Source organism: Crocinitomix algicola, assembly GCF_001661595.2.
Taxonomy (GTDB): domain Bacteria; phylum Bacteroidota; class Bacteroidia; order Flavobacteriales_D; family Crocinitomicaceae; genus Crocinitomix; species Crocinitomix algicola.
Genome location: NZ_LYPF02000015.1, coordinates 144,418 through 159,767, shown reverse-complemented (window position 1 = coordinate 159,767; position 15,350 = coordinate 144,418). Strand labels below are relative to the sequence as shown.

Genomic DNA, 15,350 nt, shown 5'->3' with positions numbered 1-15,350 from the left:
CTATCTTGGAATGATGGTATTTGAAATTCCATCTTCTAATTAATTTGATGGCTAATACTAGTCTTGATATTGTATCTCCCTATCTCAAAACAAATCCTTCCAAGTATAATTGAAGCATTGATTCCTACTTTATCTGCAAAATCATAAACCATTTCTTCTGTAATTGACTCGTTGGCCATAAAAGAACTCCAATCATCTTTTGGAATGAGATTATCTGATGCAAAGTCATTTGCTTCTATCTCCTCTTTGGAAGTTTTGAATTTCTCATCGTTTTTAAATAAGTCTATAATCTCTTTGTCTCTATCTCCAAGAAGATGTAGAAAAACATGACCTAGTTCATGAAATAAGGTGAATGCAAAATTATCTAACCTTTTATGCCTAAGAGTCATTGATATAGTTGGGTTTTCATCACTCCAGAAAGCAATACCATCAACTGGCACCTTTTCAGCTTTCGGCTGATATAACAGCTTAATTCCATAGGTTCCAAGAATGTTTCGCGCGCGCTCATGCACATCTCTATTATCATAAATGACTTTTCTGAGTTCCCTTTTAAGGCTTTCCCATGAATCATCTTTGAAAGTACTTACATCTACCCTCTTTGCAGTGAATTCGGAGTACTTCACCCAGCCAATGAGATTAGTTTTATCGATATTCAATTTCTCTGACTTTCTAAATCTTGCATATTGTGGGTTATTATATTCCGCTATCAACTCTTGTTGATTATGTACACCATAAACATTGTAGATATTTGGTAAATCATCAACAGGGTCTCCGCAAATGATAGACTGCTTTTTTAGGTATTTTACTGCAACAAATTGAGATATAGCATCAAACTCTTTAATTGCATCAACTTGTTTAGCTGCCTTTTCCTCAATTTTCACTTTGTCAATGTCATATTGGTTTTGCAAGTTCAACCAGTACTTTGCTGGAAGACCAAGTGCAGCCTCCAAGAGTGTGGCTAATTCTGCATTTACATCTCTTTTGCCTTTAATAATCTCGTTTAATTGAGACCTATTCATTCCAAGTTTTTTAGCAAACTCAGACTGACTATATCCGTTCGCCATGATTTCATCTAAAATCATTTCGCCTGGATGTATGCTAAATGCTGGTGTTAATTCTTCGATTCTTGTTCCCATAGTTTCCCTTTTTAACTATAATGATTGCTGATTTCTTCGATACCAATGAGTTTTACGTCATCTTCATCATCTTTAACTAAATCAATTATCAATCTATACTTGTCATCAATTCTAACAGAAGAGAATCCTTGTGGATGATTTGTGAGATTTTCAAGATTAAGACTTCTAATTTGTTTCAGTGTATTCAAGTCTTGAGCCCCTTGGATTTTCTTCACGGTTTTCACGTAATTCTTAACCAATTTCTTGTTGGATTTGAAGGCTTTAGACTTTGGTTTTTTACCCTCGTACAAATCTTCCAGTTCTTTGCTTCTGAATTCTACTTCCATTTAATTTACGCAATATTAGTCAAAAAGTTCACAAAAAAGTGAACAAAAACAATTATTTAACATTTTACACCATCAATTTTTCAAGTTTATGCTTTGTCTCTTTCCAGTCTGGCAAGAGCTTTTCTAGCAGTTCATAAAAAGCCCGACTATGGTCATGGTGGACTAAGTGACACAATTCATGAACTAAAACATATTCAATGCACTTCTTGGGTGCTTTAATTAATTCCAAGTTGAGGTGAATTCCACCTTTCTTATCGCAACTTCCCCAACGCTTATCCATCCACCGATACTTCAATCCAATTGGTTTCTTTGTGAAAGTGTTGGTGAGCGGTTTGTTCTTTTCAAATAACTCAACAAAATGCTGGTCTGCTTTTTCCTTGTACCAAGCTTTAATCAGTTTCTGGATTTTATCCTTATCACCTTTGTCTTTGACATGTACCTCCAACAGGCCACCATGAAGCTTGACTGTCTGGGTGTTCGATTCTCTCAGTTTTAGTTTGTATTGCTTCCCCAGATATAGATGAGTTTCACCGCTAACAAATTTTCGTGGTGGTGTTATTGGATGGAAGGAAAGGAAGAATTCTTGCTGCTTCAATATCCATGAAGCTTTGCTCTTAACTTTCTTTCTAACCTCATCAATTGTGGTTTCTACTGGAGCAATGACCCTTACACTTTTATCTGGGCGCACCTTGATTCCAAGCGTTTTCCTGTCATCATATTCCAATGAATATTCAATGAGCGATGTGCCGTATGTTATTTGGTCCACACTCATTACTTATATTTTAGAATTGCAATTTTCAAACACTCTTCAATTATCTCGTCAATCTTATCCCACTCTGGGTCTAATCCATACTTCTGCATGATTTCATACAAGGCATCACCAACTTCAATATTGATTTTACCAGTGATGTCTTCATTGTTATGCCAATCAACAATCTTTTTATCGTTGAGATAGATGTGTTCTTTTACAGTATCGTCGATTGCTAGACTCACTTCAATATGGAATTTTGATTGTGCCAGTTCATCACTCTCGAAAATGGATTTGCTGTAATTGTAGAAGGCCAATGCAACTTCATTTTCAGCAAGTTCCTTTGGTGCATCCTTGGTTCGCCCTTCAAAGAACTCCTTCTCATGTTCCTTAGCTCTTCTTAGGTACTCAGCTTCATCAATTCGCTTTTGGTGATAGTCAGCAATGGTTTCTTTGATGAGGTCAGCCAGCTTCTTAAAGTAGATTGGGTCTTCTTCCATCTTCACGTTGATGGCCTTCACCGTTCGACTCGCAATGTGGTCAGCTTTGGCAGCCTTTCCAGTAATTTTCTCCACCTCAGCATCACGTTCTTCCTTGTCAAAGATGTTTACCAATTCGGTAATTTTCATGATATCACCTTCTGTAGAAATGTGCTTATTGATTAGCTTTTGTATCTGTGGCTCAAACTCCTTGTAAGAGATATCATCATTGTATCTTCTTGTGACATCCACACGAAGTTTCAAGAAGAATTTAGCATCTTGCTTGTACTTGTCGATTTTAGCATCATCTGTTTTGGTAACGAATTCCACCGATGACAAAGCCATCTTTAATAATCGAGCGAATTTACCGACCTTCTCATAGAATTTGGTACGTACATCCTCAGCTTGCAAAAGTTCTTCATAGGCAGTAACCTCAACATTCTTATTCTTGATGGTCTTGAAAGTATCCCAAACTTCTGAATGTACTTGTGGAAGCTTTTTAATTTCTTCATTGATATTGGTCATTGTGCCTTCCAAATCCTTGGGATCAAAACCCTTTAGGCCATCAAATCCGGAATAAGTTTCTAATGCGTTATCTAGATTCTCAAGGTTGCCATAATAGTCAATGATATAACCATAATCTTTCCCAGGGTAAACCCTGTTCACTCTAGCTACGGCCTGTAATAATGTGTGCTCTTTCAATGAACGACAAAGATATAGCACGGTGTTATTTGGAGCATCAAATCCAGTTAATAGCTTTGCTACCACAATAAGAAGCTCTGGGTCTTCACGTTTCTTAAACTGATTGATGATGCTCTTTTCATACTTCTTGATTGAACCGTATTTGTCAATCATTGCTTCAAAGTAATCGTCTTCTCGCTTCTTGTCTTCATTATTGCTATAGAAACCGTCTTCTGTTCCTTCACGCTGGTCCGACTGAGTCACCACCACCTCCGAAGTCACCATTCCAATTTCATCCAAGTACTGCTTGTACAATAGAGCAGTCCTAATGGTTGGAGCCACCAATTGTGCTTTTGGCTTGTATTTATCTCCATGGGTTTGGAAGAAGTTGGTGTAATGCTCACTGATATCCCAAGCTCGTGCATAAATGATTTGCTCCGCTTTATTCAGCTCATTAACCGTGTTGAATTTCTTTTTCAATCGAGCTTTACCGTAATCGGTTAATGGTTCGGACACTTTATCAAAGAATCGATTGATTGGGTCTTCATTGATAGTAATGAGGTTATGCCTTCCTTCATAAAGTAATGGGACCACAGCACCGTCCTCCACCGCATCATTTACGGTGTAAGCCTTCCCAATGTATCCACCGAATTTATTTGCCGTGCTTTTTTCCTTCTTCATCAATGGTGTTCCAGTGAAGGCTATGAAACAAGCTTTAGGAAATACACGCTGCATGCTGACATTGAATGTTCCGTATTGCGTTCGGTGACCTTCATCAATTAGCACAAATATGTCGGGAGAATCAAATGGTTCTTTTGTCTGCTTTACCGCTGCTTCAAACTTGTTGATGACGGTTGTAATGATAGCATCGTTGTTCTCCTCCAGTAATTCCGTCAATTTTGAGCCTGTTGTGGCTTGTTTAACGGTCTTTTGACATTTCTTGAAGGTATCTGATATCTGGTCGTCCAAATCAACTCTATCAGTCACCAAAATGATTTTTGGATTAGTAATATTTTCGTTGGTGGCTATCATTTGCGCCAGCATGACCATGGTCAATGATTTTCCACTTCCTTGGGTGTGCCAAATTACGCCGCCTTTTCGCATGCCTGTTGACTTCTCAATTTTTGAAACTCGTTTATTGGTTTCTTGCACTGCAAAGTACTGCTGATACCTTGCAACTTTCTTGACCCCATCATCATACAAGGTGAAATTGCGAATCAAATCCAATAAGCGTTCTGGGCGACATAAACTGTACAATAACTCATCTTGTTTGGTGAGTGCTCTGTCTTCACTCTCCAAGCTGTCAAAGTATGGTTTTGCATAACTGAATCCATATTTTCTCTCAGCAAACAAAGCTGCTTTTTGGTCCTTGGATAGTGCTTGATTCTTTAATTCCTTGAGCGTGGACCAGTATGCTGTTTCATCTTGTTTGGTTAAGAAAAGTTCTTTCCACTTTGCCCAGAATTCTTTGCTTGTTCCCGTTGTTGCATAGCTTCCATCATTAGTGGCTATACTCAGTAGCAAGTTTGAATACGCATACAATGAACGAATCCCATCTTTACTAAAATTGCGGATGTGCTGTTCTATTGCCAATTCAGTAGGCGACTTGGTGCCGCTAAGAGAAGGGCTTTTGCATTCAATAATACAAGTAGGAATACCGTTGATGTATAGCACCACATCTGGACGGTAGTGTTCTGTTCTTCCCGTTCTTAGTACACTAAGCTCTTCGGTGACATGAAAAACGTTATTCTCTGGGGTCTTCCAATCAATGTATTGAATCGTATGACTTTTTTTATCTCCTTCAATGGATTGCTCAAAAGCTTTACCCAATGTGATTAAATCGTACAAAGCCAAATTGGCGGTTAAAAAACCATCTTGAATTGGAAGGTCCTTAATAGCTCCAACGGCTGAATTGATATTAGCCTCAGAAAATTCATATTCTTTTCCCTTCTTATGAATCTTATTGATTTTCTGGAGTTGTGTTTTCAATATGCTTTCAAAAAGAACAGTAGATGTCTTTTCACCACGTAACTCTAATGCTTTAGTTGGAGACAAATATTCGTAGCCCATATTGATGAGCAATTGTATTGCTGGTATTTGCGAAACGTGGTCCTCTATGAATGATGGTGTTTTCATATTGTTATTTTAATTCATCGATGGCATCAAATAACTTTTTATCCAGTTCTTTTGCCGCATTTACTGTCATGATGTGAATGAGTGAAAGTCCCGAAGCTTGAAACCCACCTAAAAAGCTTGTTGTATACATGGAATTGATATCAGCACCAATATCTTCCGCAATTTCTTCACAAACCTCCAACTGCTTATTATGAAGACTAGATGTTATTTGTGAAATCTCCACATATTTCCTTATAGTTGGAAGTGCTTTGATTTTCTCATCGATAAAAACTTCATATTTTTCTTTAAATCTATTTTCTAAATCATTTATGTCTAGCCTCATATCACTCGTTTTTGTCCAGTTAATAATTGTTGCATGAGTCCTTTCTTCTGGTTCTCCAATGATTCCAGTTTTTTTACAAATGATTTTATTTCTTCATCTGCTGTCGCAATAACTTTAGCAATTGCATTTTGCTCATCAATAGGTGGGTAGTGAATTTTCAAGGTTCCAAATTCTTTATAGCTAATTTGTTTCCCATCCCTTATTCCATAAATAATCGAATTCAGTTTGTTTATGAAATCTGTAGTTTTTAGATACTCTCGATAAAAATCTTTTGCGATTGGTTTTGATTCCTTCAATACTGTATATGCTGGACTAACTATGCCTTCATACCTCGAATATTCAATTCCGCCTTGAAAAGACCTCAAACTAATTACAAAGTCACCTATTTCAACTTTTTTATAGTTCTTCAAAGATTTAGGGTCATACTTGATGTCTATGCCTGTTTCAGACCTTGGGATTACTCCTTGGTCTTGAGTTGCAGAAAGTACTTCTAATTCACCATCATGGTTCTTATTACTGTGATTCTTGAACAGTTCATTCCCTCTGGCAATTTCCCACTCCCCATCAAATCCACTCAACCGTTTTTTACCCGTTAGCAATTGCTGCATCAATCCTTTTTTACGGAGTTTGAGTTGTTGGATGAGGTTTTGGGTGTCGGTGATGGCAGCGTCCCAAGTTGAAATAATATTTGAAATAGCTTTTTGCTCTGGCTCAGTCGGCAGAACTATTAATGACTGCTTTATGTGCACTGGCCCAAAGTTTGGCTGGGCTCCTCCAGTAATTAGGAAATCGATTTGAGTTTTAAAAAAACTAGATTCTAAATATGATTTTAAATAATTGTAGTCGACACCGTTGAGAGGTTTGTATCGAATCACACTAGTATTCATCATTAATGGTAAATCAATATCCCTCACAACAGCAACTTTGCAGTAAGTTGCTCCACTGCTAGCCATTACAATATCACCTTCATCTACCTCAAAATGGGTGTACTTTTCATTAAACTCTTCTAGAGAAATATGCCTATCCGTTTTATCTAAATCTAAGTAACCATTGACTAAGTTTGTTACATTAATAACCTTGATGCCTTTCTTGGTAAATTGCCAATTCCTTAATCCAGGCCCTTCTTGAAAGAAAGCAGCTTTAGGAAGCTCAACAATTTTCCAACCATTGGGAAGAATAGGAATTTTCTTGTCAATAAATTTTCGTCTCAAAAAGCTCATATCCCTAAGTCATTTAGATATTTTTCCATTTGGATTTCTACCTCAGCAATTCTAGATTTGATTGCTGCAATTTCTTTTTGTGTTTCAGCAATATCCACAGGTTCTTCCTCTTCAAACGTATCTACATACCTCGGGATGTTGAGGTTGTAATCGTTCTCCTTAATTTCCTCAAGCGTAGCGATATGAGAGTACTTTTCAATCTCCTCCCAATTATGGTAGGTATTGAATATTTTCTCAATATCGGTCTCACGCAATTGGTTTTGGTTTTTGCCACTTTCGTACTCATTACTAGCATCAATAAATAATACATCGGTGTTGTCACCTTTATCCTTGTCAAAAATCAAAATGGATGCTGGGATGCCTGTACCAAAGAAGAGGTTAGCTGGTAGTCCAATCACTGCTTTCAGAAGGTTTTCTTCAATCAGTTGCTTTCGAATTTTTCCTTCTGAACTTCCACGGAACAGAACACCATGTGGTAGCACCACACCAGCACGCCCATGCTCATTCAAGGTCTCAATCATGTGAGTAATGAATGCATAATCACCTTTACTCTTAGGCGGTACACCTCTATAAAAACGTTGGTACTTATCAGCCTCCGCATTTTCAGCACCCCACTTGTCCAATGAGAAGGGCGGATTTGCCACTACCACATCGTATTTCATGAGTGCATCATTTTCCGCAAGCTTAGGGTTGTTTATGGTGTCACCCCACTCAATACGGGCACTGTCCATTTCGTGCAAGAACATGTTCATTCGGGCTAAGGCGTAGGTAGAACCGTTTACCTCTTGACCATATAGGCTCACATTCTTGGAGCCAACTTCTTTTGCTGCTTTTAATAAAAGTGAACCCGAACCACATGTTGGGTCACAGATTCGGTTGGTTTCTTTGGGTTCTACCAATTTTGCTAAAAGCGTAGATACTCCAGATGGTGTATAAAATTCCCCAGCTTTCTTTCCAGCGTCAGAAGCAAAGTTTGCAATGAGATATTCATAAGCATCTCCAATGACATCATTTCCCTCCAAGTTGGAAGGTCGGAGGTTGAGGTCTGCAAAATCGTTCAGTAGATTTGCCAGTCGTCTTTGACGGTCCTTGGTTTCTCCAAGGTTAGCTTCTGAGTTAAAATCAATGTTTCTAAATACACCATCTAATTTGGTGTTGTTTGCATCTTGTAGTTTATCTAAGGCGATATTAATTATCTCTCCAATATTACTTTTCCCTTTCTGACTATAGATAAAATCGAAAGAGCTCTCTTCTGGAACAACAAAACGTTCATGTTTCATAGCACGTTCTACACGCTTTGCATCACCGTTGTACTTCTTTTCATACTCTTCTTTTATCTCAGCATTTACATCTGAGATGTATTTCACGAAGAGCATGGTCAAGATGTAATCTTTGTATTGTCCAGCATCAATTGTTCCACGGAATGTATCACAGGCATTCCAGACCTTTTTGTTAATCGTTGCTTGTGTTAATTTATCACTCATTTTAATTCGTTTTTATAATTCTGTTTAGTATTGAATTTCTCATTGCTCTTTTCCTTGATAGTAGTGATTCTGTTAATGCAACATCTTCTTCAAGTAGTTCAGCTAACTCAACAAACCTCATCTGTTCATCCATACTTGGGATATGAATACTGAGCTTTTGTAGCTCCTTTTTAGGGATAGAAGGAACAGTTAGTCCACCACCAATCAACTTGAGTTGGTGTTGCATTTTTTCTGTGTTTAAATAATGTGCTAAATACTTACCGTTGATTTCGTTTGGGTTGGTTTTCAATACAAAGAACAAGGAGGATGGAACACATGGTCCCATACTTACATCGTAAGCCCAAGCAAATGTTCTTTGACCTTTTCCAGCTAATATGACATCATTGGACTGGAGAAGTTCTTCATTGGTTTTCTCATCAAGCTCAATGAAACTGTGTTCAAACTTGGTTGGACGAAATGACTTGTCAAAATGACTTGCAAGTAAGTATTTGACATCACCATCATCGCCACCTTTCAAGTAGGGGCCGAAGTGGATGTCAGCTATGTCACAAAGTTTGTGTTTCATTAAAAAATATTTTGTATACTCATTCTATTCTGACTACAAACCTGGTGATTTTATTTCAATCCACCAAATAAAAATGATTTTTTATTTTTTGTATAGGCATTCTATTTTAAAAAAGCTGTTGCTGCTATGAATTTAAGTTATTGATTTGCAATGCTCTACAACTTTTATTAAAAAAATAATGATGTAAGAAGTATGAGTATCCGTGATGGTAATCACGGTGCTCTTAAAAATGGGTACTTCATAAATAAAGCTCCATACGGCTATAAAAACGCAAAGATTGTCGAAGGTAAAAAGAAGCGTGGAACACTTGAAATAGTACCCGAAAAGGCTAAATATATCAAGGAAGGATTCGAACGAGTTGCAACAGGTATCGAGTCAGCTGAATCTGTATTGATTTCGCTCAAGAAAAAAGGTTTAAAAATGAGTAAGAGTAATTTCTTACGAGCACTCAGAAAGGTAGTGTATGCTGGTAAAATATCAGTACCAGAGTACAAAAAAGAACCAGCACGAATTGTAGAAGGTAAGCACCAAGGTATAATCGATTACTCTACGTTTGTTAAAGTCCAGAACATTCTGGATTCCAAGCTTGGAATGGAGTAGTTCCTTCACATAGAAATGAGTTGTTCCCATTGAGAAATTACCTTACTTGTGATTGCTGTAATACAAATGTAACGGCCAGTTCATCTATGGGAAGAAATGGTTTGCATCACTACTGCCATTGCAAGCATGGGACAAGAATTAAACGTGCTAAAGTTCATGGTATGTTCAGTCAATTACTTGATGAGTTGACCATTAACAACAATGTGAAGAACTTATATCGTGAGATTCTGTCTGATGCTGCATTAAAAGAGAAACAAGACCAACTCAATAGGCTTAGAGCTGTTGGAAGAGAAATTAGAAGTACCCAAGAGCAAATTGATAATATGGATGATAAGCTTGCAAATAATGATGTTGGAGTTGATACATTCAATAGGGTCATAGGAAAACTCGAAACCAGACTCAGTGATTTGAAAGCTGAAAAGGAGGAATTAGAGAAAACTTCAACTCCAATTGCTTCATACATTGAGAGTGGCTTAGGCCTATTGTCGAACCTCAGCAGTATCTATGAAAACAGTGGATATGACAACAAACGAGCTTTAATCGGTTCAATTTTCCCAGAAAAAATAAGATTGTCAAAATCCAAATGTCGAACCACTGAATTGAATCAAGTCGTTGAGCTACTTTGTAGAAATAACGGGGAATTTGGAGGAAACAAAAAAGGGACAAATTCAGAAAATTCTGATTTGTCCCCTTCTGTACTCGAGTCGGGAATTTCCTACGGCGAGTCCCGCACGTCATTGTCAAAGAAAAAGCCAATCCACTCCGTGTCTTGTTTTTTGTTTCTCTTCATCTGAATTGAAGCAAGCTTCATTCGGCCTCATCCAAACAAAAAAGCCAAGTCTTTCGACCTGGCTTTTTCTCATCTGTACTCGAGGCGGGACTTGAACCCGCACGTCCTAATGGACACAAGATTTTAAGTCTTGCGTGTCTACCAATTCCACCACTCGAGCAACATATATTCTCTAATAAATTCAAACTTTGAGCGGGAGACGGGATTCGAACCCGCGACCCCGACCTTGGCAAGGTCGTGCTCTACCAACTGAGCTACTCTCGCAATACTTTATGAACCTATATTCATTTCAATCTAAATCCGCGACCTTGCCATTTATATGGCGTGCTCTACTCCCGTATGTACGGGAAGCTACTCTCGCAATGCTTTATGAACCTATATTCATTTCAATCTAAATCCGCGACCTTGCCATTTATATGGCGTGCTCTACTCCCGTATGTACGGGAAGCTACTCTCGCAATGCTTTATGAACCTATATTCATTTCAATCTCAAAAAACAATTGCATGACATCCAGAAATATTGAATTTTTACTTCAATAAATTTGATTTGCTTTTGTCGCTTCTAACAAAGAACTTTTTCTTTGCGGGTGGCAAATATAGAGTTATTTTCTAAAACGAAATGCATAAATAGCGACTTTTTTAAAAAAAAGATAAAAAAAAGCATGCTACTTATCCTTTTTTGCCAAGTGTTTTTGGTGCATTTGCTGAATCATACCATCTGATAATCCGACTTTTGGCACGTACATTTCAGAGGAGTCCAGTCGTTTTAAGATTTTTAGAAAAATTTGCATGGCAGGAACAATTACGTCAGCTCGATCAGGCCTTAATTGGAATTTTGAGATTCTTTTTGCCAAACTGAGCGATTTTAATTCCCCATAAATTTCTTTCAGGTCTTTGTATGAAATTGGTTCATTTCCTTTTTTACCTAAAAGTTTATGCGTTTTGTTAATGTTACCTCCCGTTGCGAAAACCAAATAATCCATATCCTTCCGCAACGTCTTTTGTAACCATTCGTTAATGGTGTCCCAAATGTCTTTATCCACTTTTTTCTTTAACATTCGTAGGGTACCAATTTTAAATGATCGTGAGTTATTCTTTTCGCCGCGATAAAAAATTGAAATTTCAGTTGAACCTCCTCCAACATCAATAACTATGAAAGGTTTACTTAGGTCGTAATCAATCTTTAAGAATGATGTGAAAATTATTTCAGCTTCAACTTCACCATCTATTATTTCAATGGGAATTCCCGTTTCGGCGAGAATCATTTCACGTATTTCTTTCCCATTATCCGCTTCACGCATGGCAGATGTCGCACATGCTCTTAGTTCTTTTACATTAAAGACATCCGCTATCAACTTAAAAGCCAACATGGATTTTTTAAATTCTTCGGCTTTTTTACTCGAAATAGATCCTTTACTAAAAACCTCAACCCCTAATCTTAAGGGAATTCTTGTATAGGAAATTTTTTTTACCCAGGTTGATTTTTCGTCATTCACAACTTCTCCAATGAGCAGTCGTGCCGCATTTGTTCCAATGTCTATTGCTCCGAATTTCATTCAATTATTGTGACTTTAAGACCTTTCTACGGTCTAATAGTCTTTCATTTAATTTGACTTTAATTTTGACTGAAAATAATTATAAATTTCAGTTTGAGCATTGTATTTTTTAGTTAATTGTGATTTCACATTCTTATTGGATTGCGATTCATCAATAACTCGCGCTTTTTGATTATCTAGGAAATAAGCATCTAACATAAACTGGAGGTCCTTTTTGATGTTTTCATCATAAATTGGTACTGTAGCCTCAATCCTTCTGTCTATGTTTCTGGTCATCCAATCAGCAGAAGAGATGAAATATTTTGGATCTCCTCCATTATTAAACACTAAGATTCGTGTATGCTCTAAATATTGTCCTACAATACTGCGAACGGTAATATTTTCACTTAACCCTTCAACACCGGGAATTAGTGCACATATTCCACGAATGATACAGTTGATCTTAACACCTGCCGAGGAAGCTTCATAAAGTTTCTTAATGATTTTAGCATCAACTAAATTGTTCAGCTTTATTGTAATTCTTCCTTCCTCTCCTTTTTTAACGAGCTCTATCTCACGATCAATTAAACCTGTAATCTTTCTGCGGATATTGAAAGGAGAAATGATTAATTCCCTAAACACACTTCGATCAAAATTATTTTTGAATATTTTAAAAACTTTTTCAACCTCGCGTGTAATTGATTTATTGGCCGTTAATAGAGAACAATCGGTGTATATATTTGCCGTTTTTTCGTGGAAATTCCCCGTTCCAATATGGGCAATACTTTGTGTTTTATTACCGGATTTGCGTTTAATGATAAAGAGTTTCGAATGCACCTTTAAATTTTGAACACCAAAAAGAACGTTTACACCATTATCTTCTAAGTAATTAGACCATTTGATATTATTGCTTTCATCAAACCGAGCTTTCAGTTCAATTATTGCAGTTACCTTGACGCCATTTTGAGCAGCAGAAATTAATGCATTAATTATTTGAGAATTAGGTGCAACTCGATAAAGATTAATCTTTATGGATAGAACTTTAGGGTCTATTGCGGCTTCTCTTAAAATATTGACCACGTGCTGGAAAGTCTGAAAAGGATAAGTTAAGAGGATATCTTGATTTAAAATTTCTTTTATGAGGGGTTTGTCAGAATTTTTAAAAATTGGATGTTGTAAAGCCTTTCTTTTCTTAAAAGTGAGTGTTTTAATGCCAAAGTCGGGAAATCCCATAAAGTCTCTAAAGTTATGGTATACGCCTCCCGGTATAATATTTTCCCCCGGCTGAAGTTTTAAGGCATCCATCAAATATTGCAACTGATCAATGGGCATTGAAGAATCATAAACGAATCGCACTGTTTCCCCTACCTTTCGCATTTCAACGCTTTCTTTCATTTTCTCTAAATAACTCTTTGAGATGTCGTCGTCAACGTCAAGCTCCGCATCTCTGGTGATTTTAAAAGAATGAGCAGTAATTTCGTCGTAATTAAAAATCGAAAAAATTTCTGCTAAATTATAGCGAATGATATCGTCCAATAAGATGATTTTTTTCGGAGAACCTTCTTCTGTTGGGATAATTACAAATCGCTTTACATTTTTAGGAATTTCGACCAAGGCATATTTTATTCTTGATTTTTCGAAACTAGTCATTTTAACTCCTAAATAATTTCCTCCGTCTTTCAAATGTGGGAACGGCCTTTTCGAAGAAAGCATAATCGGAACAATTTCGGCTCTTATTTTTTCATGAAATAATTCCTGAACAAACGAAGCCTCATCTGGACGCAAATGCTTGGCGTCTGTCTGAAGGATATGGTGCTCTTTTAATTCGCGAATTATTTTTTGGTACGATAATTCGAACATCCGTTGCTGATCTAAAACAACTTTTTTTATCTCAGTCAACAATGCCTTTGGTCCTCCAGAAAACCCTTCAATCTTTACTTTCCCGATCGAAGTAAGTCGCCGAACTGAGGCAACGCGCACTCGATAAAATTCGTCCATATTGTTAGAGTAGATTCCTAAAAATCTAATTCGCTCTACTAAGGGGTTGGATAAATCAAGTGACTCTTGAAGAACTCGCTCGTTAAAGGATAACCAGCTTAATTCTCGATTGAATAATTTCATTAATGAATGATTAAAAAAAATAATTGATAAAATATGAATGCTATAAACTAAAAACACCAGCTACAAAAATAGCTGGTGTTTTCACCTCAAAAAACTATGTTTCCATGAAAAAACATGTTCCAAAGTTATATTTTTTTTTTGATTAAGCAAATTTTAGCAAATAATTTTATTGTTAATTTTTATTGCACGAGTAAATTACAACCTCTTATATCGCTATTATCGTATCTTCCAACCACTTCAAAGTGATCGGGCATTACTTTCCCCAAATCATCTGTTGCAATAAATGAGCAGGAATAAATATTGGCCAAATCAATAATGTTTATTCCTCCAGTTTTACCAATAACATATTCGAAAGGATCATTATAAGCTCGTGTTAAAACCCTCATCCAATTGGGACACTGAAATTTTTCTCCGGTGCTGTACGCTTGAGATAATAATTCAGTCATCCCATATTCTGAGTGAATTTCATTTAAATTTAAATTTCTTTTTAATGTAGCATGTAGTGTTGACTTCACCATTTCTTTTCGCTTTCCTTTCATGCCTCCAGTTTCCATCACTAAACAATTGGATAAATCTGGGGAAAATTTTTCTCCTAAATCTAATAATGCATAACTCACACCGATGAGCAGAATCTTGTCGTCTTTATGTCGGTCGATGAGGGATAGCATTTCTTCATAATTATCCAGAAAAAAACCACTTGCATTATATTTTGATGATTGAATAAATTTATCCACCATGTAAATTAATGAGGATCCTTCGCGTTCTAGATAGCTTGGCAAAAGACCTAAAATCAGAAAATCTTCAATTGGACCGTATTTATTTTCAAACGCTTTTTGAAATGATTTTTCATAAAGGGCAAGCGATTTTATATAATGTTTGCTTTGACTCATTCCTGTAGTCCCACTACTCGTAAAAATTTGCGCTGGTTCTCCTTCAAAACATTTTAAAGGGTGAGTTTTGAAAAAAGAGATGGGTAAAAATGGAATTTTTTCAATCCGGTTAATTGATTGAACATCAATTTTCAGTAAGTCGCAATATCGGCGGTAAACAGCATTGTTCGACCATTGAAATCGAAACGTCTCAAGTGCATATTTTTCGAATTCCTCTTCGTTTGAAATATTAAAAATTTCGTGAGGAGAAAAAGACAATTTATATGGTTTTTGCGCGTTCACCTTTTTATTGATAACTTTGGTTTGATTATTACTGG

13 protein-coding genes and 2 tRNA genes are annotated in these 15,350 nt (G+C 36.7%); 2 read left to right on the top strand and 13 right to left on the bottom strand.

Annotated features, from left to right (window positions below; genetic code table 11):
- Nucleotides 1-35 precede the first annotated feature (35 nt).
- The 8 genes from A8143_RS09615 to A8143_RS09580 form a co-directional block, all read right to left on the bottom strand.
- Nucleotides 36-1,136, bottom strand: a complete 1,101-nt coding sequence (locus A8143_RS09615; protein ID WP_070137979.1) for a HigA family addiction module antitoxin — start codon at nucleotides 1,134-1,136, stop codon at nucleotides 36-38.
- Nucleotides 1,137-1,147: 11 nt separating this feature from the next.
- Entirely contained in the window at nucleotides 1,148-1,462 is a 315-nt protein-coding gene (locus A8143_RS09610; RefSeq protein WP_070137978.1) for a type II toxin-antitoxin system RelE/ParE family toxin, read from the bottom strand.
- Nucleotides 1,463-1,526: 64 nt separating this feature from the next.
- Nucleotides 1,527-2,234: a M48 family metallopeptidase gene (locus A8143_RS09605; RefSeq protein ID WP_070137977.1), complete on the bottom strand. Its 708-nt coding sequence runs from the start codon at nucleotides 2,232-2,234 to the stop codon at nucleotides 1,527-1,529.
- Nucleotides 2,234-5,506 carry a type I restriction endonuclease subunit R gene (locus tag A8143_RS09600; RefSeq protein WP_070137976.1) on the bottom strand — a complete coding sequence of 1,091 codons (3,273 nt, stop codon included), beginning with the start codon at nucleotides 5,504-5,506 and terminating at the stop codon, nucleotides 2,234-2,236. Before A8143_RS09600 ends, A8143_RS09605 begins: the two co-directional genes overlap by 1 nt.
- Before the next feature lie 4 nt (nucleotides 5,507-5,510).
- The gene (locus A8143_RS09595; RefSeq protein WP_070137975.1) at nucleotides 5,511-5,828 is read right to left on the bottom strand and encodes a hypothetical protein; all 318 of its coding nucleotides are present in this window, start codon (nucleotides 5,826-5,828) and stop codon (nucleotides 5,511-5,513) included.
- On the bottom strand, nucleotides 5,825-7,048 hold the full coding sequence (locus tag A8143_RS09590) for a restriction endonuclease subunit S (protein ID WP_070137974.1): 1,224 nt from the start codon (nucleotides 7,046-7,048) through the stop codon (nucleotides 5,825-5,827). Before A8143_RS09590 ends, A8143_RS09595 begins: the two co-directional genes overlap by 4 nt.
- Nucleotides 7,045-8,532: a type I restriction-modification system subunit M gene (locus tag A8143_RS09585; protein ID WP_070137973.1), complete on the bottom strand. Its 1,488-nt coding sequence runs from the start codon at nucleotides 8,530-8,532 to the stop codon at nucleotides 7,045-7,047. The genes A8143_RS09590 and A8143_RS09585 overlap by 4 nt, the downstream gene beginning before the upstream one ends.
- A gap of 1 nt (nucleotide 8,533) precedes the next feature.
- Complete coding sequence (locus tag A8143_RS09580; RefSeq protein WP_070137972.1) at nucleotides 8,534-9,097, bottom strand: restriction endonuclease subunit S; 564 nt, start codon at nucleotides 9,095-9,097, stop codon at nucleotides 8,534-8,536.
- A 192-nt stretch (nucleotides 9,098-9,289) separates the two neighbouring features.
- Here A8143_RS09580 and A8143_RS09575 point away from each other — a divergent pair, with 192 nt between their 5' ends.
- Together A8143_RS09575 and A8143_RS09570 are read left to right on the top strand one after the other, a co-directional pair.
- Entirely contained in the window at nucleotides 9,290-9,697 is a 408-nt protein-coding gene (locus tag A8143_RS09575; RefSeq protein ID WP_070137971.1) for a recombinase family protein, read from the top strand.
- A 29-nt stretch (nucleotides 9,698-9,726) separates the two neighbouring features.
- Nucleotides 9,727-10,491, top strand: a complete 765-nt coding sequence (locus tag A8143_RS09570) for a coiled-coil domain-containing protein (protein WP_139134320.1) — start codon at nucleotides 9,727-9,729, stop codon at nucleotides 10,489-10,491.
- Nucleotides 10,492-10,563: 72 nt separating this feature from the next.
- On the opposite strand, the gene A8143_RS09565 is transcribed toward A8143_RS09570, so the two are convergent.
- From A8143_RS09565 to A8143_RS09545, 5 genes are all read right to left on the bottom strand, one after another.
- Nucleotides 10,564-10,647 (bottom strand) — tRNA-Leu (locus A8143_RS09565).
- Nucleotides 10,648-10,678: 31 nt separating this feature from the next.
- Nucleotides 10,679-10,751 (bottom strand) — tRNA-Gly (locus A8143_RS09560).
- A 401-nt stretch (nucleotides 10,752-11,152) separates the two neighbouring features.
- On the bottom strand, nucleotides 11,153-12,043 hold the full coding sequence (locus tag A8143_RS09555) for a Ppx/GppA phosphatase family protein (protein WP_070137969.1): 891 nt from the start codon (nucleotides 12,041-12,043) through the stop codon (nucleotides 11,153-11,155).
- Between the two features lie 48 nt (nucleotides 12,044-12,091).
- Nucleotides 12,092-14,143, bottom strand: a complete 2,052-nt coding sequence (gene ppk1, locus A8143_RS09550; RefSeq protein WP_070138040.1) for a polyphosphate kinase 1 — start codon at nucleotides 14,141-14,143, stop codon at nucleotides 12,092-12,094.
- A gap of 179 nt (nucleotides 14,144-14,322) precedes the next feature.
- The gene (locus tag A8143_RS09545) at nucleotides 14,323-15,315 is read right to left on the bottom strand and encodes a LuxE/PaaK family acyltransferase (protein ID WP_245676491.1); all 993 of its coding nucleotides are present in this window, start codon (nucleotides 15,313-15,315) and stop codon (nucleotides 14,323-14,325) included.
- Nucleotides 15,316-15,350: the final 35 nt, after the last annotated feature.

What these genes read in the sequence shown, in the direction of transcription:
- A8143_RS09615 (WP_070137979.1), bottom strand. Translation starts at nt 1,136, where the DNA reads ATGGGAACAAGAATCGAAGAATTAACACCAGCATTTAGCATACATCCA.
- A8143_RS09610 (WP_070137978.1), bottom strand. Translation starts at nt 1,462, where the DNA reads ATGGAAGTAGAATTCAGAAGCAAAGAACTGGAAGATTTGTACGAGGGT.
- A8143_RS09605 (WP_070137977.1), bottom strand. Translation starts at nt 2,234, where the DNA reads ATGAGTGTGGACCAAATAACATACGGCACATCGCTCATTGAATATTCA.
- A8143_RS09600 (WP_070137976.1), bottom strand. Translation starts at nt 5,506, where the DNA reads ATGAAAACACCATCATTCATAGAGGACCACGTTTCGCAAATACCAGCA.
- A8143_RS09595 (WP_070137975.1), bottom strand. Translation starts at nt 5,828, where the DNA reads ATGAGGCTAGACATAAATGATTTAGAAAATAGATTTAAAGAAAAATAT.
- A8143_RS09590 (WP_070137974.1), bottom strand. Translation starts at nt 7,048, where the DNA reads ATGAGCTTTTTGAGACGAAAATTTATTGACAAGAAAATTCCTATTCTT.
- A8143_RS09585 (WP_070137973.1), bottom strand. Translation starts at nt 8,532, where the DNA reads ATGAGTGATAAATTAACACAAGCAACGATTAACAAAAAGGTCTGGAAT.
- A8143_RS09580 (WP_070137972.1), bottom strand. Translation starts at nt 9,097, where the DNA reads ATGAAACACAAACTTTGTGACATAGCTGACATCCACTTCGGCCCCTAC.
- A8143_RS09575 (WP_070137971.1), top strand. Translation starts at nt 9,290, where the DNA reads ATGAGTATCCGTGATGGTAATCACGGTGCTCTTAAAAATGGGTACTTC.
- A8143_RS09555 (WP_070137969.1), bottom strand. Translation starts at nt 12,043, where the DNA reads ATGAAATTCGGAGCAATAGACATTGGAACAAATGCGGCACGACTGCTC.
- ppk1 (WP_070138040.1), bottom strand. Translation starts at nt 14,143, where the DNA reads ATGAAATTATTCAATCGAGAATTAAGCTGGTTATCCTTTAACGAGCGA.